This window comes from Microbacterium sp. NPDC055357 (assembly GCF_053644835.1).
In genome coordinates, this window is record NZ_JBSHLZ010000004.1 from 208,866 (window position 1) to 228,551 (window position 19,686).

The 19,686-nt window shown below is 70.5% G+C and carries 18 protein-coding genes; all 18 read right to left on the bottom strand.

All coding sequences use genetic code 11. From position 1 onward, the window contains the following. Positions 1-27: 27 nt before the first annotated feature. The 18 genes from ACWICD_RS07945 to rpoZ all read right to left on the bottom strand — a co-directional run bounded on the left by ACWICD_RS07945 (position 28) and on the right by rpoZ (position 19,677). Positions 28-1,494 carry a glutamate synthase subunit beta gene (locus ACWICD_RS07945; protein ID WP_454139863.1) on the bottom strand — a complete coding sequence of 489 codons (1,467 nt, stop codon included), beginning with the start codon at positions 1,492-1,494 and terminating at the stop codon, positions 28-30. After that, the gene (gene gltB, locus ACWICD_RS07950; protein WP_376126031.1) at positions 1,487-6,058 is read right to left on the bottom strand and encodes a glutamate synthase large subunit; all 4,572 of its coding nucleotides are present in this window, start codon (positions 6,056-6,058) and stop codon (positions 1,487-1,489) included. Before gltB ends, ACWICD_RS07945 begins: the two co-directional genes overlap by 8 nt. A gap of 65 nt (positions 6,059-6,123) precedes the next feature. Further along, positions 6,124-7,110 (bottom strand): prolipoprotein diacylglyceryl transferase, encoded by a 987-nt coding sequence (gene lgt, locus ACWICD_RS07955; protein WP_376126028.1) that lies wholly within the window; start codon positions 7,108-7,110, stop codon positions 6,124-6,126. 10 nt (positions 7,111-7,120) lie between these two features. After that, positions 7,121-7,927: a tryptophan synthase subunit alpha gene (gene trpA, locus ACWICD_RS07960; RefSeq protein WP_376126025.1), complete on the bottom strand. Its 807-nt coding sequence runs from the start codon at positions 7,925-7,927 to the stop codon at positions 7,121-7,123. After that, positions 7,924-9,180, bottom strand: coding sequence for a tryptophan synthase subunit beta (gene trpB, locus ACWICD_RS07965; RefSeq protein WP_376126023.1), 1,257 nt, complete (start codon positions 9,178-9,180; stop codon positions 7,924-7,926). The genes trpA and trpB overlap by 4 nt, the downstream gene beginning before the upstream one ends. After that, positions 9,177-9,953, bottom strand: a complete 777-nt coding sequence (gene trpC / locus ACWICD_RS07970; protein WP_376126020.1) for an indole-3-glycerol phosphate synthase TrpC — start codon at positions 9,951-9,953, stop codon at positions 9,177-9,179. Before trpC ends, trpB begins: the two co-directional genes overlap by 4 nt. Before the next feature lies 1 nt (position 9,954). Then, the gene (locus ACWICD_RS07975; protein WP_376126017.1) at positions 9,955-10,185 is read right to left on the bottom strand and encodes a DUF6704 family protein; all 231 of its coding nucleotides are present in this window, start codon (positions 10,183-10,185) and stop codon (positions 9,955-9,957) included. Positions 10,186-10,227: 42 nt separating this feature from the next. Further along, complete coding sequence (locus tag ACWICD_RS07980) at positions 10,228-10,830, bottom strand: Trp biosynthesis-associated membrane protein (protein WP_454139864.1); 603 nt, start codon at positions 10,828-10,830, stop codon at positions 10,228-10,230. Then, positions 10,827-11,192, bottom strand: coding sequence for a phosphoribosyl-AMP cyclohydrolase (gene hisI, locus ACWICD_RS07985; protein ID WP_376126012.1), 366 nt, complete (start codon positions 11,190-11,192; stop codon positions 10,827-10,829). Before hisI ends, ACWICD_RS07980 begins: the two co-directional genes overlap by 4 nt. After that, complete coding sequence (hisF, locus tag ACWICD_RS07990; protein WP_454139903.1) at positions 11,189-12,010, bottom strand: imidazole glycerol phosphate synthase subunit HisF; 822 nt, start codon at positions 12,008-12,010, stop codon at positions 11,189-11,191. Before hisF ends, hisI begins: the two co-directional genes overlap by 4 nt. After that, positions 12,010-12,852, bottom strand: coding sequence for an ATP phosphoribosyltransferase (hisG, locus tag ACWICD_RS07995; protein ID WP_454139865.1), 843 nt, complete (start codon positions 12,850-12,852; stop codon positions 12,010-12,012). The genes hisF and hisG overlap by 1 nt, the downstream gene beginning before the upstream one ends. A gap of 45 nt (positions 12,853-12,897) precedes the next feature. Continuing rightward, positions 12,898-13,161 carry a phosphoribosyl-ATP diphosphatase gene (locus ACWICD_RS08000; protein ID WP_376126003.1) on the bottom strand — a complete coding sequence of 88 codons (264 nt, stop codon included), beginning with the start codon at positions 13,159-13,161 and terminating at the stop codon, positions 12,898-12,900. A 16-nt stretch (positions 13,162-13,177) separates the two neighbouring features. Then, positions 13,178-13,849 carry a ribulose-phosphate 3-epimerase gene (gene rpe, locus ACWICD_RS08005; protein ID WP_454139866.1) on the bottom strand — a complete coding sequence of 224 codons (672 nt, stop codon included), beginning with the start codon at positions 13,847-13,849 and terminating at the stop codon, positions 13,178-13,180. Between the two features lie 13 nt (positions 13,850-13,862). Then, positions 13,863-15,233, bottom strand: coding sequence for an RsmB/NOP family class I SAM-dependent RNA methyltransferase (locus tag ACWICD_RS08010; protein ID WP_454139867.1), 1,371 nt, complete (start codon positions 15,231-15,233; stop codon positions 13,863-13,865). After that, a complete protein-coding gene (gene fmt / locus ACWICD_RS08015) occupies positions 15,230-16,153 on the bottom strand; it encodes a methionyl-tRNA formyltransferase (RefSeq protein WP_454139868.1) in 924 nt (307 codons plus the stop codon). Before fmt ends, ACWICD_RS08010 begins: the two co-directional genes overlap by 4 nt. Before the next feature lie 7 nt (positions 16,154-16,160). Continuing rightward, a complete protein-coding gene (locus ACWICD_RS08020) occupies positions 16,161-18,122 on the bottom strand; it encodes a primosomal protein N' family DNA-binding protein (RefSeq protein WP_454139869.1) in 1,962 nt (653 codons plus the stop codon). 1 nt (position 18,123) lies between these two features. Next, positions 18,124-19,317, bottom strand: a complete 1,194-nt coding sequence (metK, locus tag ACWICD_RS08025; protein ID WP_376125989.1) for a methionine adenosyltransferase — start codon at positions 19,315-19,317, stop codon at positions 18,124-18,126. A gap of 102 nt (positions 19,318-19,419) precedes the next feature. Next, positions 19,420-19,677, bottom strand: coding sequence for a DNA-directed RNA polymerase subunit omega (rpoZ, locus tag ACWICD_RS08030; RefSeq protein ID WP_376125986.1), 258 nt, complete (start codon positions 19,675-19,677; stop codon positions 19,420-19,422). Between the last annotated feature and the right edge of the window lie 9 nt (positions 19,678-19,686).

Here is a 19,686-nt window from a genome sequence, read left to right on the forward strand (position 1 = left end):
GCGAAGTGGGGGGAAGCTTCCGCCAGCCTACGCGGGCGGCAGGCCGATGGCGACATCGTCGGGTCGCACGGGCGCCGACAGCTGCGTGCCGCCCATCAGGAACGCATCCACCGCCGCGGCGACCGAGCGTCCCTCGGCGATCGCCCACACGATGAGCGACTGCCCGCGGCCGGCATCTCCCGCGACGAACACCCCGGGGGCGCTCGTCTGGAAGTCGGAGTCGCGAGAGGGGATGCCGCGTTCGGTGAAGCGCGTGCCGAGCTGATCCTCGAGGAGCGCACGTTCGGGACCGGTGAACCCCATCGCGATGAGCACGAGGTCGGCGGGGATCTCCCGCTCCGTGCCGGCTTTGGGCACGCGACGCCCGTCGATGAACTCGGTCTCGGCGACACGCAGCGCGCGGACCTCGCCCGCGCCGTTGCCGACGAACTCGACGGTCGAGGCGAGGTACGAGCGCTCACCGCCCTCCTCGTGCGCCGACTGCACCTCGAACAGGACCGGAGCCGTGGGCCACGGCTGATGACCGGGCCGCTCCCCTGGCGGGCGCCGGCCGATCGCCAGGTTCGTGACGCTGAGGGCGCCCTGGCGGTGCGCCGTGCCGATGCAGTCCGCTCCCGTGTCACCGCCGCCGATCACGACGACGTGCTTTCCCGCAGCCGTGATCTGGTTCGGCACGACATCGCCCGCGCCCGCGCGGTTGGACTCCACGAGGTACTCCATCGCGACGTGCACGCCGTCGAGCTCGCGCCCCGGAAGGGGCAGCTCACGTGCGACCGTCGCGCCCGTCGCGACGACGACGGCGTCGTAACGCGTCCGCAGGTCGTCCCACGACAGGTCCACGCCGATCTCGACGCCGGCGCGGAAGCGCGTGCCCTCGTCCTGCATCTGACGCAGGCGCGCCTCGAGGTGCTTCTTCTCCATCTTGAAGTCGGGGATGCCGTACCGCAGCAGCCCGCCGATGCGGTCGTCGCGTTCGAAGACCGCGACGGTGTGACCCGCGCGCGTCAGCTGCTGGGCAGCGGCGAGCCCGGCAGGTCCCGAGCCGACGACGGCCACGGTCCTGCCCGTGAGCCGTCCCGGCGGCTCGGGTTCGATCCATCCCTTGCCGAACGCCTCGTCGGCGATCGACACCTCGATCTGCTTGATCGTCACGGCGGGCTGGTTGATCCCCAGCACGCACGAGCTCTCGCACGGGGCCGGGCACAGCCGCCCCGTGAACTCGGGGAAGTTGTTGGTCGCGTGCAGCCGCTCGCTCGCCGCCCGGCCTTCGCCACGCCACGTGAGGTCGTTCCACTCCGGGATGAGGTTGCCCAGGGGGCATCCGCGGTGGCAGAACGGCACTCCGCAGTCCATGCACCGGCCCGCTTGACGGCGCAGGACGGCGCTGTCGCCGGGCTCATAGACCTCTTTCCAGTCCATGATCCGAACGGGAACGGGGCGGCGTGCCGGCAGCTCCCGCTCCGTGATCTTCAGAAAGCCCTTCGGGTCAGCCACCCGTCACCTCCAGGATGCGGTTCCATACGATGTCGCCGTCGGGATCGAGTCCCTCGGCGACGGCGACCCGTCGCGCATCCAGGACAGCGGCGTAGTCCCGCGGCAGGACGCGGACGAAGTTGCGGACCTCGGTCTCGAAGTCCTCGAGCAGGGATGCCGCGCGCACCGAGCCCGTCTGCGCGACGTGCTGTTCGAGCAGGTCGCGAAGCATCGCCGCGTCACCCGAGCCGAGCGGGCCGAGTTCGAGCTCGCCGTTCGCGAGCGCCTCGCGGTTGACCAGGGCCGGATCGAGCCGGTGCACGTATGCGGTTCCTCCCGACATCCCGGCGCCCAGATTTCGTCCGGTCGTGCCGAGGATGACGGCGAGGCCGCCCGTCATGTATTCCAGCGCGTGATCACCCACGCCCTCCACGACGGCGGTCGCGCCCGAGTTGCGCACGAAGAACCGCTCCCCCACGACGCCGCTGAGGAACATCGTGCCCTGCGTCGCCCCGTAGCCGATCACATTGCCGGCGATGACGTTCTGCGCCGCCTCGAACGTGGCCGCCCGGGGAGGCCGCACGATGATCTGTCCGCCGGAGAGGCCTTTGCCGACATAGTCGTTCGAGTCGCCCTCGAGCCGCAGCGTGATCCCGGCGGGCAGGAACGCCCCCAGGGACTGACCGGCCGAACCCGTCAGATTGATCTCGATCGATCCCGTGCGCAGACCGTGCTCACCGTGCGCGCGGGTCACGTGATGGCCCAGAAGCGTCCCGACGGCGCGCTCGGTGTTGCGGATCGGAAGGTCGAGCACGATGTGCCCGCCGTCGGCGATGACCTGCTGCGCGCGTTCGATGAGCGGCACATCGAAGTGCGCGTCGAGCCCATGCTCCTGATCGCGCGCATGCCGTCGCGGCTCGTCCTCGGCGAACACCGGACCTGCCAGGACCGGCGCCAGATCCAATCCCTCCGTCTTCCAGTGCCGCACGGCATCGTCGACATCGAGCAGCTCGGTGCGGCCGACGATCTCGTCGAGCGAGCGCACGCCGAGCTCGGCGAGCAGCTCCCGCACCTCTTCGGCGATGAACTCCATGAAGTTCACGACGAACTCCGGCTTGCCCGTGAAGCGCGCGCGCAGCGTCGGGTTCTGCGTCGCGACGCCGACCGGACACGTGTCGAGGTGGCAGACGCGCATCATGACGCACCCCGACACGACGAGCGGCGCCGTGGCGAAGCCGAACTCCTCCGCGCCCAGCAGGGCTCCGATGACGACGTCGCGACCCGTCTTGAGCTGACCGTCGACCTGCACGACGACGCGGTCGCGCATGCCGTTGAGCATGAGCGTCTGCTGCGTCTCGGCCAGACCCAGCTCCCACGGAGTGCCGGCGTGCTTGAGGGAGTTCAGCGGACTCGCACCCGTGCCGCCGTCGTGCCCCGAGACGAGGATGACATCCGCGAGGGCCTTCGCCGTGCCGGCTGCGACCGCGCCGATGCCGGACTGGCTCACGAGCTTGACGTGCACGCGCGCCGTCGGGTTGGCGCGCTTGACGTCGAAGATGAGCTGCTTGAGGTCTTCGATCGAGTAGATGTCGTGGTGCGGCGGCGGTGAGATGAGCCCCACGCCGGCCGTCGCGTGGCGTGTGCGCGCGACCCACGGATACACCTTCGTCGGCGGCAGCTGTCCGCCCTCGCCGGGCTTGGCGCCCTGCGCGAGCTTGATCTGGATGTCGTCCGCCTCGGTCAGGTAGAGGCTCGTGACGCCGAAGCGCCCCGAAGCGACCTGCTTGATCGCGCTGCGGCGCGCGGGATCCAGAAGGCGATCGACGTCCTCGCCACCCTCCCCCGTGTTCGATTTGCCGCCGATGCTGTTCATCGCGATCGCGAGGGTCTCGTGGGCCTCCTGCGAGATCGAGCCGTAGCTCATGGCTCCCGTCGAGAAGCGCGCGACGATGGATGCCACCGACTCCACCTCGTCCAGCGGCACGGGCGGGCGCTCCCCGGTCTTGAGACGGAACAGCCCGCGCAGCGTCTTCAGTTCGTGCGCCTGGTCATCGACGAGCTTCGTGTATTCGCGGAAGATGTCGTACCGTCGCGTGCGCGTCGAGTGCTGCAGCCGGAAGACCGTGTCCGGATCGAACAGGTGCGGCGACCCGTCGCGGCGCCACTGGTACTCGCCGCCGGTCCAGAGCCGCTCGTGCGCTCGAGCCGCGGCATCCTCGGGGTAGGCGAAATCATGACGCGCCTGGTTCTCGGCCGCGATCTCATCGATCCCGATGCCGCCGAGCTTGCTCTCGGTGCCCGTGAAGTACGCGTCGATGAGCTCCTGCCCGAGACCGACGGCTTCGAACGCCTGCGCTCCGGAATACGACGCGACGGTCGAGATGCCCATCTTCGACATGATCTTCAGCACGCCCTTGCCGAGCGCGTAGATCACGTTGCGCACGGCCTGCTCGGGCGAGATCCCGGTGATGAAGCCCGTCCGCACGAGATGCTCGACGGTCTCCATCGCGAGATACGGGTTGACGGCGGATGCACCGTAGCCCAGCAGCGTCGCGACGTGATGCACTTCGCGCACATCGCCCGCCTCGACGACGAGTCCCACCTTCATCCGCGTCTCGGTGCGGATGAGGTGGTGGTGGACCGCCGACAGCATGAGCAGCGACGGGATCGGCACGAGGTCCTTGTTCGAGTCGCGGTCGGACAGGATGAGGAACTCGGCGCCCTCGGCGATCGCGGCATCCGCCTCTGTGCACAGGGCATCGAGACGCTCCTTGAGCACGCCCGGACCGGCGTCGAAGTGATACAGCCCCCGCAGCGTCACAGCGCGACGGCCGGGCATCGTGCGGTGGATGTTCTGGATCTTCGCGAGCTCGTCGTTGTCGAGCACGGGGAAATCGAGGGTGATCTGCCGCGTGTGGTCGGGGCCCCACGCGAGGAGGTTGCGCTCGGGACCGATCCCCGCGCGCAGGCTCGTGACGATCTCTTCGCGGATCGAGTCGAGCGGCGGATTGGTGACCTGGGCGAACTGCTGCGTGAAGTAGTCGAAGAGCAGGCGCGGGCGTTCGCTGAGCACGGCGACCGGCGTGTCGCTGCCCATCGCACCGAGCGGCTCGGCGCCGGTCTGCCCCATGGGGGTCAGCAGCACCCGCACTTCTTCTTCGGTGTATCCGAAGGTGCGCTGACGACGCGTGATCGAGGCGATCGGGTGCACGATGTGCTCGCGATCGGGCAGCTCCTCGAGCTGCAGACGCTGCCGAAGCCACAGCTCCCACGGTTCGAGCCGGGCGAGACGCGTCTTGATCTCGTCGTCTTCGATGATGCGGCCCTCGGCCGTGTCGACGATGAACATGCGGCCCGGCCGCAGGCGGCCGCGGCGCTTGATGCGCTCGGGCTCGAACTCGAGCACGCCGGTCTCGCTGCCGATCACGACGAGGCCGTCGGTCGTCTCCGTCCAGCGGCCGGGGCGCAGGCCGTTGCGATCGAGCGTCGCACCCACGAGCGTGCCGTCGGTGAAGATGAGGGCCGCGGGGCCGTCCCACGGCTCCATCTGCAGCGCGTGGTAGTCGTAGAAGGCGCGCAGATCGGGGGCCAGGTCGGCCTGCTTCTCGTACGCCTCGGGCATCATCATCATGACGGCGTGCGGCAGGCTGCGACCCGTCAGAGTGAGGAGCTCGAGCACTTCGTCGAACGAGGCCGAGTCGCTCGCACCGGGCGTGCAGATGGGAAGCAGCGGCGCCATGTCGCCCAGCAGCTCCGATTCCAGCTGCGACTGACGCGCGCGCATCCAGTTGCGGTTGCCGCGCACGGTGTTGATCTCGCCGTTGTGCGCGAGCATGCGCAGCGGCTGCGCGAGCGGCCAGGACGGGAACGTGTTGGTCGAGTAGCGCGAGTGCACGACGGCCAGTTCGCACGCGAACCTCTCGTCGGACAGATCGGGGAAGAACGGCTCGAGCTGCAGCGTCGTGACCATGCCCTTGTAGCCGAGTGTGCGGCACGACAGGGAAACAAAATACGCGCCCAACTCATGTTGGGCGCGTTTGCGAAGACGGAAGACCAGACGGTCGAGCGACAGGCCGGACATGGCCGGAGCGCCGCCGATGGCGGGGCGGGACAGGAACAGCTGCTCGAAGTCGGGGCGCGCGGCGAGTGCGAGCTTGCCGAGGTGCTCTTCGCGCGTGGGCACGTGCCGCCATCCCAGCACGACGAGATCCTCGTCGGCGGCGATGCGTGCGATCCCGTCCTTGACGGCGGCGCGCTCGGCGTCATCGCGCGGCAGGAAGGCCATGCCGACGGCGTACTCGCCGACCGGCGGCAGGTCGAAGTCGACGACGGCGCGCAGGAACGCGTCGGGGATCTGCGTCAGGATGCCTGCTCCGTCGCCCGTGCCGGCGTCAGAGCCGATCGCGCCGCGGTGCTCGAGATTGCGCAGCGCCGTCAGCGCGTGGTCGACGATGTCGTGGCCGGGGGTGCCGCGCAGCGTCGCGACCATCGCGAGACCGCACGCATCCTTCTCGAAGGCGGGGTTGTACATGCCCTGAGCGGGGGGAAATCCGCTCGGCTCGCCAGAAAACGGGCTCACGCCCATAGGAACCGTCCTCACTGAGTGGAGAGGGGGACGTCGTCGGCCCGGTGGACGAAGTGCGCGGGATGCTACTTCGTGGCGACTGTGCTTGTGGCGGTGGTCTCTTCGACCGTGTCGGTCGGCGGTTCGCTGACGTCGACGTAGTCGGGTGTCTGCGATTGTACAGCCCCGTCGCGCTTCCACTCGCGCCCCGGTCGGTACGGGGAGGGTTCGTCGGCGGTGTGGCGCCGAGCCTGCACGAACAGGATGACGAGGCCCACGACGACGCCCACGATCGCTGCCCACACGTTCGTGCGCAGACCGAAGATGACGTCGCTCGGGTCGATGCGGATCGACTCCCACACGATGCGGCCCGCGCTGTACCAGATGAGATAGAGCGCGAACAGGCGGCCCCATTGCAGACGCAGCTTGCGACCCGCCCACAGCAGCACGATCACGCCGAGCACGTTCCAGATGACTTCGTAGAGGAAGGTCGGGTGGAACAGTGTGTCCTCGGGCAGCCCGATGGGCCACGCGGGGTTCGGGTAGTCGATCTCGAGGCCCCACGGCAGATCGGTCGGAGTGCCGAAGAGCTCCTGGTTGAACCAGTTGCCGAACCGCCCGATCGCCTGCGCGAGCAGAAGACCCGGCGCGAGGGCGTCGGCGAACGTCCAGAAGCGGATGCCCGTCCAACGGCAGCCGAGCCAGGCTCCGATCGCCCCGCCGATGAGGGCGCCGTAGATGGCGATGCCGCCGTCCCACACGTTCCAGATGGCGTCCTTCACGAACGGGTTCCACCACTCGCGTCCGTCGGCGAAGTAGAAGCTCGCGTGGGTGAAGACGTGGTAGAACCGCGCGACGATGATCGCCAGCGGGACGGCGAGGAGGCTGATGTCGATCACGACCCAGGGCTCGGCGCCGCGCTTGGTGAGTCGGTGGTTCGTCATGAACACCGCGACGATGATGCCCGTGATGATGCACAGGGCGTAGATGTGGATCGTCAGCGGACCGATCGAGAACGAGCTGATGTCGGGGCTCGGGATGCTGGCGACGACGCCCGCGGCGGAGGAAAGCATGAGTGCGAGTTTAGTTGTCGGAGACGGTGTTCGTGACCGTGCCGGCCGTGAGCGCGCGTGTCTCGGTCGCGAGACCCTCGAGTCCGCGATCGCGCAGGGCACGCACGAGGGCGGTTCCGACGATCGCGCCGTCGGCGTACTCGACGACGCCGGCAACCTGATCGGCCGTCGAGATGCCGATCCCGACGCACGCGTGACCGGCCCCGCGGGCCCGGAGACGCTCGACGAGTGTTCGAGCCGCGGCATCCAGTTGCGCGCGCTCCCCCGTGATGCCCATCGTCGACACCGTGTAGATGAAGCCCGTGGACTTCTCGATGATGAGGTCGAGGCGCTCGTCGGTCGAGGTGGGCGCGGCGAGGAAGATGCGGTCCAGCCCCGTGCGCTCGCTCGCGGCGATCCACTCGGACGCCGCCTCGGGCGTGATGTCCGGGGTGATGAGTCCCGCGCCGCCCGCGGCGGCGAGATCGTCGGCGTAGCGGTCCACGCCGTACTGCATGACGGGGTTCCAGTACGTCATGACGAGCACGGGCACATCGACGCGCGCCGTGATCTCGCGGATGGCGGTGAACGTGTCGCGCAGGCGGAACCCGGCGGCCAGAGCCGTCTGGGTCGCCTCCTGGATGACGGTGCCGTCCATGACGGGGTCGGAGTAGGGAGGACCGAGTTCGATGACGTCGGCGCCGTTCTCGGCGAGCGTGACGGCGGCCTCGATGCTCGTCTGCAGATCGGGAAAACCGAGCGGCAGATAGCCGATGAAGGCTCCGCGGCCCTGTGCGTGCGCCTTGTCGATCGCCGCGGCGACCCGTGACGCGGTCACAGCTTCACCCCGTCGCCCTTGGCCGATTCATCGGGCACAGCTGCGTCGACGGGCGACTCCTCGTCGTACAGCTCGAAGTAGCGCGCGGCGGTGTCCATGTCCTTGTCGCCGCGACCGGACAGGTTGACGGCGAGGATCGCGTCGGGACCGAGCTCGCGTCCGATGCGCAGGGCACCGGCCAGGGCGTGCGCCGACTCGATCGCGGGGATGATGCCCTCGGTGCGCGACAGCAGCCGCAGCGCTTGCATCGCCTCGTCATCGGTCGCGGGGATGTACTGCGCGCGGCCGATGTCGGCGAGCCACGCGTGCTCGGGGCCGACGCCCGGGTAGTCCAGACCCGCCGAGATGGAGTGCGACTCGACCGTCTGGCCGTCCTCGTCCTGCAGCACGTAGGTCTTCGCCCCGTGCAGCACGCCGGGGCGCCCGCGCTCGATGGATGCCGCGTGCCGGTCGGTGTCGACGCCGTCGCCGGCCGCTTCGACCCCGTACAGCCGTACGTCGTCGTCGTCGAGGAACGCGTCGAACATGCCGATCGCGTTGGAGCCGCCGCCGACGCACGCGAGGACTGCGTCGGGGAGCCGGCCGGTCTCATCGAGGAGCTGCTGGCGCGCCTCTTCGGAGATGACCTTCTGGAAGTCGCGCACCATGGCGGGGAACGGGTGCGGGCCCGCGGCCGTGCCGAAGACGTAGTTCGTGTTCTCGACCGTGGCGACCCAGTCGCGGTACGCGTCGTTGATGGCGTCCTTGAGGGTGCGCGACCCGGTCGTGACGGGGATCACCTCGGCGCCGAGCAGCCGCATGCGCGCGACATTGAGCGCCTGGCGCTCGGTGTCGACCTCGCCCATGTAGATCGTGCAGTCGAAGCCGAACAGGGCCGCCGCCGTCGCGGTCGCGACGCCGTGCTGTCCCGCGCCGGTCTCGGCGATGACGCGGGTCTTGCCGAGGCGCTTGGTCAGGAGAGCCTGGCCGAGCACGTTGTTGATCTTGTGCGAGCCGGTGTGGTTGAGGTCTTCGCGCTTGAGGAAGACCCGGGCTCCCCCGGCGTGCTCGGCGAAGCGGGGAACCTCGGTCAGTGCCGAGGGACGACCGGCGTACGTGTGCAGGAGGCGGACGAACTCGGCCTGGAACGCCGGATCGGCCTTCGCGGATTCGTATTCTGCGGTGAGCTCGTCGATGGCCGCGATGAGCGACTCCGGCATGAAGCGACCGCCGAAGTCGCCGAAGAACGGCCCGGATGCCGCCCGCAGGCTCATGATCCGGCCTCGACGAAGGCCCGCAGCGTCGCCACGGGATCGTTCGTCACGAGGGCCTCGCCCACGAGGACGACGTCGGCACCCGCGGAGCGGTAATGCGTCACGTCGGCGGGAGACAGAACGGCCGATTCGGCGATCCGGACGGCGTCGGTCGGGATCCGGTCGACGAGACGGCCGAAGAGGTCGCGGTCCAGGTCGAAGGTCGACAGGTCCCGTGCGTTGACGCCGATGAGGCGTGCGCCGAGATCGGCGGCCGTGTCGACCTCGCTCGCGCTGTGGGTCTCGACGAGCGGCGTCATGCCGAGCTCGAGCACGAGGGCGTGCAGGCGCGTGAGAACGGGCTGCGCGAGAGCGGCGACGATGAGCAGGACGAGGTCGGCGCCCGACGCGCGCGCTTCGAGCACCTGGTACTCGGTGGCGATGAAGTCCTTGCGCAGCACGGGCACCTGCACGGCTGCCTTGACGGCCTCGAGGTCGGCGAGGCTCCCTTTGAAGCGGCGGCCTTCGGTCAGCACCGAGACGGCGGATGCACCGCCCTCCTGGTAGCGCAGAGCCTGCAGGGCGGGGTCGGGGATCGTCGCGAGGTCACCGCGCGAGGGGCTGGCCCGCTTGACCTCGGCGATGATCTTGACGCGGTCGGCCGGTGCGAGCGCGGCGAGGGCATCACGGGCGGGCGGCTGGGCGAGGGCGTCTATCTCGACGACCGAGAGAGGACGCGCGACGGCGCGATCCTCTGCGTCCTGAACCGCGCCGGCCGTGAGGTCGGCCAGCACGTCAGTGGGCTTTCGGCTGGTACTTGGGGCCCTTGACGCCCCAGCCCGCCTTGGCCATGACCCATCCGACGATGAGACCGATGACCAGCAGAACGCCCGACGCCCACACGAGCGGGGCCATGTCCAGCCAGTAGAAGACGACGCCGAGCGCGACAGCCACGAGCATGATCACGACGGCCGTCCAGGCGGCGGGCGAGTGTCCGTGGCCGGGGTCGCCGATGTTGGTGCTCATGGATCTCCTCTGAAGTAGGCGCGGTCGTGGTCAGTCTATCGGTCAGGTCGTCGGATCCTCGCCACGCGAGAGGTCATCCCAGTCGTCGATCGCGTCGTGCGGCCGCGAGCCCGTGCTCGCCGATGTCGTGCGCCCGGGAGTGTCGGCCGTCGTGTAGCGGCGCCCAGCGCCCTTCCAGCGGTGCGCCGTCGCGATCGTGAAGGCTCCGGCGATGAGCAGCACGATCCAGCAGACGAGCGTCACAGCCGGCCACACCGAGATCTCGACCGTCTCGACGAGGCCGGCCACCGCCTTCTCGCCCGTGATGCCGGTCGCCTCGGTCACGGTCGCGGCGACGTGCGACGTCTGCGGGCCCGTCACGACGGCGCCGGTCAGTATCGTGAGGACGCCGGCGAGCACGAGCGTCAGCGCGCCGAAGATGTACCGCAGCACGAGGCCGACGACCGACAGCGCGCCGCCGAGCGCGAGGACGGCGAGGCTGAGCGGGGCGAGAACGGGGATCGCCGACGCACCCGGTACCGGCAGGGTGTGGTGCGCGCCGTCGGCGAGCACGACGGTGAGCCAGGTCTGGGTGGCGGCGATGACTCCGATCGCTCCGGGCAGGAGCGTCAGGAGGATCGCGATGAGGCGCGCGCGGCGGATCATTCCGGCAGACCGTCCGCGACGACAGGCGTCAGGTCGTCGGCGTCGAAGCACGTGCGCGTGCCCGTGTGGCAGGCCGCGCCGACCTGCTCGACGGTGAGCAGGATCGCGTCGCCGTCGCAGTCCAGGCGCGCGCCCTTGACGAGCTGGATGTGGCCCGACGTGTCGCCCTTGCGCCAGTATTCGCGGCGCGAGCGGGACCAGAACGTGACCCGGCCCTCGGTGAGGGTGCGCCGCAGGGCCTCGGCATCCATCCAGCCGAGCATGAGCACCTCGCGCGTGTCCCACTGCTGCACGATCGCGGCGACGAGGCCGTCGTCGGTGAAGGTGACACGGTCCAGCCGGGGGTCGCGCTCGTCGGTCACTTCGACTCGCTCCGCTCGCTCAGCACGTCGTCTGCGGCCACTTCGCGCACCGGAATGCCCTCGGCCGTCATGGCGGCCTTCACCTCGCCGACCGTGAGCTGGCCGGAGTGGAAGACGGATGCCGCCAGCACGGCGTCGGCACCCGCAGCGACGGCGGGAGCGAAGTCGGCCGCACGGCCCGCACCGCCCGAGGCGATGATGGGCACGCTCGACACTTCGCGCATGAGCCCGACCAGTTCGAGATCGAATCCTTCGCGCGTGCCGTCGGCGTCGATCGAGTTGACCAGCAGCTCCCCCGCGCCGCGCTCGATCGCCTCGCGCGCCCACGCGAGCGCGTCCAGCGTCGTCGCGGTGCGGCCGCCGTGCGTCGTCACGACGAAGCCGGAGGGCACGAGATCGGCCAGTTCACCGGTCGCGCGTGCGACGTCGAGCGAGAGCACGAGCACCTGCGCGCCGAACCGGTCGGCGATCTCGCCGACGAGGTCGGGGCGGGCGATCGCGGCGGAGTTGACGCCGATCTTGTCGGCGCCGACGGCGAGGAGCCGTGCGACGTCGTCGGCCTGCCGCACTCCCCCGCCGACCGTGAGCGGGATGAACACCTCTTCGGCCGTCCGGCGGACGACGTCGTAGGTCGTCGCGCGCTCGTCGATCGTCGCCGTGACGTCGAGGAACGTCAACTCGTCAGCGCCCTGACGGTAGTACTCGCGCGCGAGCTCGACGGGATCGCCCATGTCGCGCAGGTTCTGGAAGTTGACGCCCTTCACGACGCGTCCCGCGGCCACGTCGAGGCACGGGATGACGCGGCAGACGACGCTCATCACAGCCTCGCGTTGTGGATCGCGGTCACGAGGATCGCCCGCGCGCCGATCGCATACAGAGCATCCATCACCTGGTTGACGCCGTGTCGCGCGACCATGACGCGCACGGCGACCCACTCGGGGTCGCGCAGCGGTGAGATCGTGGGCGACTCGACACCGCCGGCGACCTTGACGGCCTCATCGACGAGGTGGGCCGGCAGGTCGTAGTCGACCATGACGAAACGGCGGGCGACCATGACGCCGCGCAGACGTCGCAGCAGGGTCTGCGTGCCGGACGCCTCGACGGGCGAGGTGATGAGGACCGCCTCGGACTCGAGGATGACGGGCCCGAAGATCTCCAGTCCGGCTTGACGCAGCGTCGTGCCGGTCGAGACGACGTCGGCGACGGCGTCGGCGACGCCCAGCGCGACGGCGGACTCGACCGCGCCGTCCAGCGGCACGAGGTCCACGGCGATGCCGTGCTCGTCGAGGAATCCGTCGACGAGGCCGGGGTAGGCCGTCGCGACGCGCGCGCCTTCGAGCTCCTGCACGCTCGAGTAGCGTCCGGGCGGGCCGGCGAAACGGAAGGTGGAGCCTCCGAAGCCGAGGGCTTCGACCTCGAGAGCGCCCGGCATGCGGGCATCGAGCAGCAGGTCGCGACCCGTGACGCCGACATCGAGGGCGCCCGAGCCGACGTAGGTCGCGATGTCCTTGGGGCGCAGATAGAAGAACTCGACCTCGTTCGCGGGGTCGATGACGTGCAGGTCTTTCGGGTCGCGGCGGCCGGTGTACCCGGCCTCGTTGAGCATCTCGGTCGCGGTCTCGGCGAGCGAGCCCTTGTTCGGCACGGCGATTCGCAGCATTTCAGAGGAGCTTTCTCATGTCGCAGATGACGGATGGGCGCAGGCTCACAGATGTCGGTAGACGTCCTCGAGCGTCAGTCCCTTCGCGAGCATGAGCACCTGCAGGTGGTAGAGCAGCTGCGAGATCTCCTCGGCGGCGGCGTCGGCCGATTCGTACTCGGCGGCCATCCACACTTCGGCGGCCTCTTCGACGATCTTCTTGCCGATCGCGTGCACACCCGCGTCGAGCTGAGCGACCGTGCCCGATCCCTCGGGTCGCTCGGCGGCCTTCGCCTCGAGCTCAGCGAACAGGGCGTCGAACGTCTTCACTATGCCAGGGTACCGGTCAGTGGCGGTGGGTCGCCGCCGCCGCGGCCGCACGCAGGCCCGCGATCGCGGCATCCGGATCCGACGCGCCGAACACGGCGGATCCGGCGACGAACGTGTCGGCCCCCGCTTCGGCGGCCTGCGCGATCGTCGCGTCGCCGATGCCGCCGTCGACCTGCAGCCACACGTTCGATCCACGGCGGTGCGCTTCGTCGGCGAGGCTGCGCAGTTTGGGCATCGTCTCGGGCATGAACGACTGGCCGCCGAAGCCCGGCTCGACGGTCATGACGAGGATCTGGTCGAACTCGTCGAGCAGGTCGAAGAGCCCCCCGACGGGGGTCGCGGGCTTGACGGCGACACCCGCTCGCGCGCCGATGTCGCGCAGGCGTCGTGCGAGCGCGACCGGATCAGCGGCGGCCTCGAGATGGAACGTGACCGACGCGGCGCCGAGCTCGGCGTATTCCGGAGCCCATCGTTCGGGGTCGGTGATCATGAGGTGCACGTCCAGCGGCACGGGGCTCGTCGCCTGGATGCGTTCGACCATCTGCGGACCGAACGTCAGATTCGGCACGAAGTGGTTGTCCATGACGTCGACGTGCACGAAGTCGGCCGCGTGGATGCGCGCCAGCTCGGACTGCATGTTGACGAAGTCGGCGGCGAGGATGCTGGGGTTCACACGGATGTCGGGCACGGCTCCATTATGGTCAGACCCGTCGCAGCAGCGAGATCGACATCGCGTCGGTGTTGTGCCGATGGGGCCACAGTTGCGCGCGCAGGCTTCCGTCGGCCTGCGGGAGCAGGCCAGGATCTCCGACGGATGCCGCGGTCACAGCGTCACGCGCCGAGATCTCTTCGACGGCGTCGCCCCACTCGCGTCTGACCTCGCCGACGACGCCGGCCGTCTCGGCGAGATGCGGCGAGCATGTCACGTACGCGACGACTCCCCCGGGAGCGAGGGCTCCGACCGCGGCGGAGAGGAGTCCGCGCTGCAGCTCGGACAGATCCGGCACGTCGGACGGCGCCTTGCGCCACCGCGCTTCCGGGCGCCGACGCAGCGCGCCGAGGCCCGTGCAGGGCGCGTCGACGAGGATGCGGTCATACGTGTCGGGGGTCTCGGCGGCGCGGACGCGGCCGTCCTGCTCCGACACCGGCACCTCGAGGGGGACACCGGCGACGGCCTGACGGACCAGACCCGCCCGCGCGGGCGCGATCTCGTTGGCCTCGAGCCGTGCGCCGTGCGCGAGCGCCTCGGCCGCCAGCAGCGCCGTCTTGCCGCCCGGGCCCGCGCAGAGGTCGAGCCACCGCTCCCCCGGCGCTATCGGGGACGCGTGGGTCAGCGCGAGGGCCGCGAGCTGAGACCCTTCGTCCTGCACGCGGATGCGGCCCTCGGCCGCGCGGATCATGCCCTCGGGATCGCCGCCGGGCAGCCGGAAACCGTACGGCGAGTACGGTGTGCGACGCGCGTCGTCGGGAACCTCGGCGAGACCGGGCAGGGCCGTCATCGTGACGCGGGGCGAGACGTTGTCGGCCGTCAGCAGCGCCTCGAGCTCGGCGGCGCGCCCTTCTGCCGCCAGAGCGCGGCGCAGGGCGCGCACGACCCAGACGGGGTGCGAGAACAGCAGGCCCAGGCGTTCGTCGTCGGACCGCGCGGAATCGGCGACCCGCATCATCCAGTCGCCCGGCGTGTCGCGGGACACGCGACGCAGGACGGCGTTGGTGAATCCCGCGGCACCGCGTCCCGCCGCGCCGCGTGCGAGCTCGACCGATTCGTTGACGGCTGCGTGCGAGGCGACGCGGGTCGACAGCAGCTGGTGCACCCCGAGCCGCAGGGCGTCGAGGACAGTGGGGTCGATCTCGTGCACGGGCCGGTCGGCGGCCAGCGCGATGACGGCATCGTAGGTGCCCTCGCGGCGCAGCGTGCCGTAGGTCAATTCGGTCGCGAGCCCCGCGTCGGCGGTCGACAGTCCGGCGCGATCGATCGATTTCGGCAGGAGCAGGTTGGCGTAGGCGTCGGATTCGTGGACGGCGCGGATGGTCTCGAAGGCGACGCGTCGCGCGCTCTGCACGCGACTCATGAGCCGGCCACCGGCTGCTCGCCGCGCAGCCCCCGCCACCAGTCGGCCGCGCGCATCGCGCCCTTGCCCGCCGGCTGGATCGTCTCGAGGCGGACGGGCTGCGAGCCCGTGCCCACGACGACGTCCTTGCCGTGCGCGCCGAAGACGCCGGGAGCGAGCTCGGGCGCGTCGTCGGGCGCGGGGGCGGCGGCGAGGATCTTCAGTCGTGCACCGCCGATCGTCGTGTGCGCGCCGGGCTCGGGGGTCACGCCGCGGATGCGGTTCACGACGGCGTCGCGCGTCTCATCCCAGCGGATTCTGCCGTCGTCGTCGGTGAGCTTCGGCGCGTAGGTGGAATCGCCGGTCTGCCGCGTCGCGACGGCGGTTCCGGCCTCGATCGCGTCGACGACGTCACGCAGCAGGTCGGCGCCGTCATGCGCGAGCTCGTCGAGGAGCGACCCCGCCGTCGCGTCGGGGCCGATGGGGTGCATCCGCTCGGCGAAGACATCGCCCGCGTCGAGCGCGGCGACGAGCTGGAACACGCTCGCCCCCGTGCGATCGTCGCCCGCGATGAGGGCGCGCTGCACGGGCGCGGCGCCGCGCCAGCGCGGCAGGAGGGAGAAGTGCAGATTGATCCACCCGTACCGGGGCGTCGACAGCAGCGGCTCGCGCACGAGGCCGCCGTAGGCGACGATGACGCCGAGGTCGGGCTCGAGCGCCGCGATCCGCTCGGTCGCCGCATCGTCGAGCCGGTCGGTGCGCAGGACGTCGAGAGCGAGCTCTTCGGCGACCGCCGTGACGGGCGACGGGGTGAGCGTGCGCTTGCGTCCGAGCGGCGCGTCGGTGCGGCTGACGACGAGGGCGATGTCGTGATCGGATGCCGCGAGGGCGCGCAGGGACGGCACGGCGGGTGCGGGCGTGCCGGCGAAGACGAGGCGCATGGTCTCCTCACAGATCGAGATCGGGCACGTCGACCCGAACTCTGAGTGTATTGCGGGCAGCGGGGTTGCGTCCCTTCGCGGCCTTGCGGGCGTTCAGGGCGTTCGCGACGACGGCCGCGCGCAGGGCCTCGGTGACGCGCGCGCCGCTGCTGTAGTCGAAGCGCACGAGAGCCCGCACGCCCTCGTCACGCGGGACGGGGCCGAGCACCGACGTCTCGTCGAGCGTCGGCACGGCGGCCCGCACCGACGAGATGGCCGTCTCGACGGCCGCCCGGGGGCCCTCGAGCGCCGCGACGCGGACGGTCGGCGGCATCCGCAACGCTGCCCGGTCGGCGAGCTCGGCGCGCGCGTACGCCGGTTGGGACCACGTCGCGAGGGCCCGTGCGACGGGTCCGGCGACGCCGACGAGGTGAACCGGCGCCTTCGGCACAGCGAGCGCGGCGGCGTTGGACCACCAGCGCAGGCACGACTCGCCGATCCGCAGGGCCTCGGCCTGCAGCATGCGATCGCCGTCGAGCAGGATGACCGAGCGGTATCCGCCGTCGGCGATCGGCTCGGCCCCGCGCGTCGCGATGACGAGGGCGGGGCGCGCGTCGACGCGCAGCACGGGGTGCTCCCCGTCGGCGACGATGACGCGCACGCCGGGGAACGCACGACCCAGTTCGTCGGCCGTGCGCTCGCTGCCCGACGAGACCATCCGCACGGTCGTGCCGGCGCAGTCGGGGCATGTCCACGCCTGCGCCCGACGACCGCACCAGCCGCACACGGGAACGGCGCCGTGGGACTTCGCGTGCAGGGGTCCGCCGCAGTGCGCGCACCGCGCGGCGTGGCGACACCCCGCGCACACGAGCACGGGCGCATAGCCGGGGCGGGCGACCTGAACGAGCACGGGTCCGTCCTCGAGCGCCTCGCGTGCCGCGGCGAAGGCCGACGAGGGAACGCGCGCACCGCGCGACTCGCCCTCGCGCGTCGCACTGAGCACGACGCGCGGACTGCTCTTGCGGGCGGGTGCGATCTCGCGCACCCAGCCCAGTGACACGAGCCGCTCGACGTCGGTCGTGCGGGTGTGGCCCGCGAACAGGAGCCCGGGACCATCGAGCTCTTGGCGGACCAGGGCCGCGTCGCGCGCGCTGACGCCGGGACTGAGCGGCTCGCCGAGCAGCGGGTCTCCGTCGTCCCAGATCGCGATGAGGCCGATGTCGTGCACGGGGGCGTAGACGGCCGAGCGATTGCCGAGCACGATGCACGGGACTTCGGTCAGCGTGCGCAGGAACGCCGCATACCTCGCGGGCGAGGATTGCCGCGCGTCGACGGCGACGACGGCGTCGGGTGCGACGAGGTCGGCGAGGGCGGCGGCGAGCTGGTCCTGATCGCGGTGGTCGGGCACGACGAGCACGGCGCTGCGACCGGTCGCGAGCGTGTGCGCCGCGGTGGATGCCAGCAGCACGGCCCACGACCCCACGGTCGTGCCGTCCGCGAGCTGGGCGGGGTGCGGCGGCGCGTCGAGGGCGAGGCGCTCCCCCGCATCGAGCGCGTCGGCGAGTCCGGGGTAGGCCTCCAGCGCCGGGAGCCCGCCGGCGGTGGCCTCGGGCGGCGCGGGGTGCTCGCCGGCGAGCCACGCCTTCTCGGCGCGCACCATGCGCTTGGGGATCGCCAGACGCAGGATGTCGCTCGCCGATCCCGCCGCGCGGTCGGCGGCGCGGCGGGCGAGCTCATAGAGCCGCGTCGGCAGCACCGGAACACCGGACACGACGGCGTCGAGTTCGGAGAGCGGGCGCTCGGCGTCGTCGGATTCCGTCACCTCGACGAGGTAGCCGTCGACCAGGCGACCGGCCGTGCGCAGCGGCACCCGCACGCGCACACCGGCGACGGCGTCAGCGGTGAGCTCGCGCGGGATCTCGTAGTCGAAGAGCCTGTCCAGCTGCGGCAGCGGCGAATCCAGCAGCACCCGCGCGATGCGCCGCGTCACGTCAGAGCCCGGCGGCGCGCCGGAGATCGTCGACGCGGTCGGTGCGCTCCCACGTGAAATCGGGCAGTTCGCGCCCGAAGTGCCCGTAGGAGGCGGTCTGCGCGTAGATCGGACGCAGCAGGTCGAGCTGCTCGACGATCGCCCGCGGGCGCAGGTCGAACACGTCGAGGATGGCCCGGGTGATGGTCTCATCCGACACCTGAGCGGTGCCGAACGACTCGACATAGAGTCCGACGGGCTTGGCCTTGCCGATCGCGTAGGCGATCTGCACCTCGAGACGCTCGGCCAGGCCTGCCGCGACGGCGTTCTTGGCGACCCAGCGCATGGCGTAGGCCGCCGAGCGGTCGACCTTGGACGGGTCCTTGCCGCTGAAGGCGCCGCCGCCGTGGCGTGATGCTCCCCCGTAGGTGTCGATGATGATCTTGCGGCCCGTGAGACCCGCGTCGCCCTTCGGACCGCCGATCACGAACGGGCCCGCGGGGTTGATGTAGAACTTGACGTCGGAGATGTCGAGCCCCGTCGCCTCGAGCACGGGATCGATGACCTCGGCCCGCACGGCGGCGCGCAGCGCCTTCTGCGAGATGTCGGGATTGTGCTGCGTCGACAGGACGACCGACTGCACCGTGCGCGGGGTGCTGCCCTCGTAGCCGAGCGTGACCTGGGTCTTGCCGTCGGGGCGCAGGAACGGCAGCTCGCCCGAACGCCGCACTTCGGCGAGGCGCTCGGCCATGCGGTGCGCCGTCCACGCCGCCATGGGCATGAACTCGGGCGTCTCGTTCGTCGCGTAGCCGAACATGATGCCCTGGTCGCCCGCGCCCTGCAGGTCATGCGGGTCTTCCGACCCGCCCTCGCGCCGTTCGAACGCCTTGTCGACGCCGGCCGCGATGTCGGAGGACTGCGCGCCGATCGACACGCTGACGCCGCACGAATCTCCGTCGAAGCCCGTCTCGCTCGAGGTGTAGCCGATGCGGTTGACGACGTCGCGCACGATCGCCGGGATCTCGACGTACGCCGACGTGGACACTTCGCCCGCGACGTGCACGAGACCCGTCGTGACGAGCGTCTCGACGGCGACACGGCCGTGCGGATCGTCGGTGAGGATCGCGTCGAGGATGCTGTCGGAGATCTGGTCGCAGATCTTGTCGGGGTGGCCCTCGGTCACGGACTCGGACGTGAACAGGCGCAACTCGGTCATCGATCCTCCAGATCGGGGCGGGGCGGAAACCAGTATGCCCCCGGGTGCGGACATCGCATCATCGGGGGCATCGGGCCGTCACACAGACGGCGCAAGAGCGATTTACTCTTCGTGGCGCAGGCGGAGCTTGTCCTCGTGGATCTCGTGCAGGGCGATCGTGAGCGGCTTGTCCTCGACGTTGGAGTCGACGAGCGGCCCCACGTTGTCGAACAGGTTGCCCTCGTGCAGGTCGGAGTAGTAGTCGTTGATCTGACGCGCGCGCTTGGATGCGTAGATCACGAGCTGGTACTTCGAGTCGACCTTGCCGAGCAGGGAATCGATGGGGGGATCGATGATCCCCTGGTTCTTCGTTCCGGCCATGGCGGAATC

Excerpts from the sequence above, each read along its gene's own strand:
- gltB (WP_376126031.1), bottom strand. The coding sequence starts at position 6,058 with ATGGGCGTGAGCCCGTTTTCTGGCGAGCCGAGCGGATTTCCCCCCGCT.
- lgt (WP_376126028.1), bottom strand. The coding sequence starts at position 7,110 with ATGCTTTCCTCCGCCGCGGGCGTCGTCGCCAGCATCCCGAGCCCCGAC.
- trpB (WP_376126023.1), bottom strand. The coding sequence starts at position 9,180 with ATGAGCCTGCGGGCGGCATCCGGGCCGTTCTTCGGCGACTTCGGCGGT.
- ACWICD_RS07975 (WP_376126017.1), bottom strand. The coding sequence starts at position 10,185 with ATGAGCACCAACATCGGCGACCCCGGCCACGGACACTCGCCCGCCGCC.
- ACWICD_RS07980 (WP_454139864.1), bottom strand. The coding sequence starts at position 10,830 with ATGATCCGCCGCGCGCGCCTCATCGCGATCCTCCTGACGCTCCTGCCC.
- hisF (WP_454139903.1), bottom strand. The coding sequence starts at position 12,010 with ATGAGCGTCGTCTGCCGCGTCATCCCGTGCCTCGACGTGGCCGCGGGA.
- hisG (WP_454139865.1), bottom strand. The coding sequence starts at position 12,852 with ATGCTGCGAATCGCCGTGCCGAACAAGGGCTCGCTCGCCGAGACCGCG.
- ACWICD_RS08010 (WP_454139867.1), bottom strand. The coding sequence starts at position 15,233 with ATGAGTCGCGTGCAGAGCGCGCGACGCGTCGCCTTCGAGACCATCCGC.
- fmt (WP_454139868.1), bottom strand. The coding sequence starts at position 16,153 with ATGCGCCTCGTCTTCGCCGGCACGCCCGCACCCGCCGTGCCGTCCCTG.
- metK (WP_376125989.1), bottom strand. The coding sequence starts at position 19,317 with ATGACCGAGTTGCGCCTGTTCACGTCCGAGTCCGTGACCGAGGGCCAC.
- rpoZ (WP_376125986.1), bottom strand. The coding sequence starts at position 19,677 with ATGGCCGGAACGAAGAACCAGGGGATCATCGATCCCCCCATCGATTCC.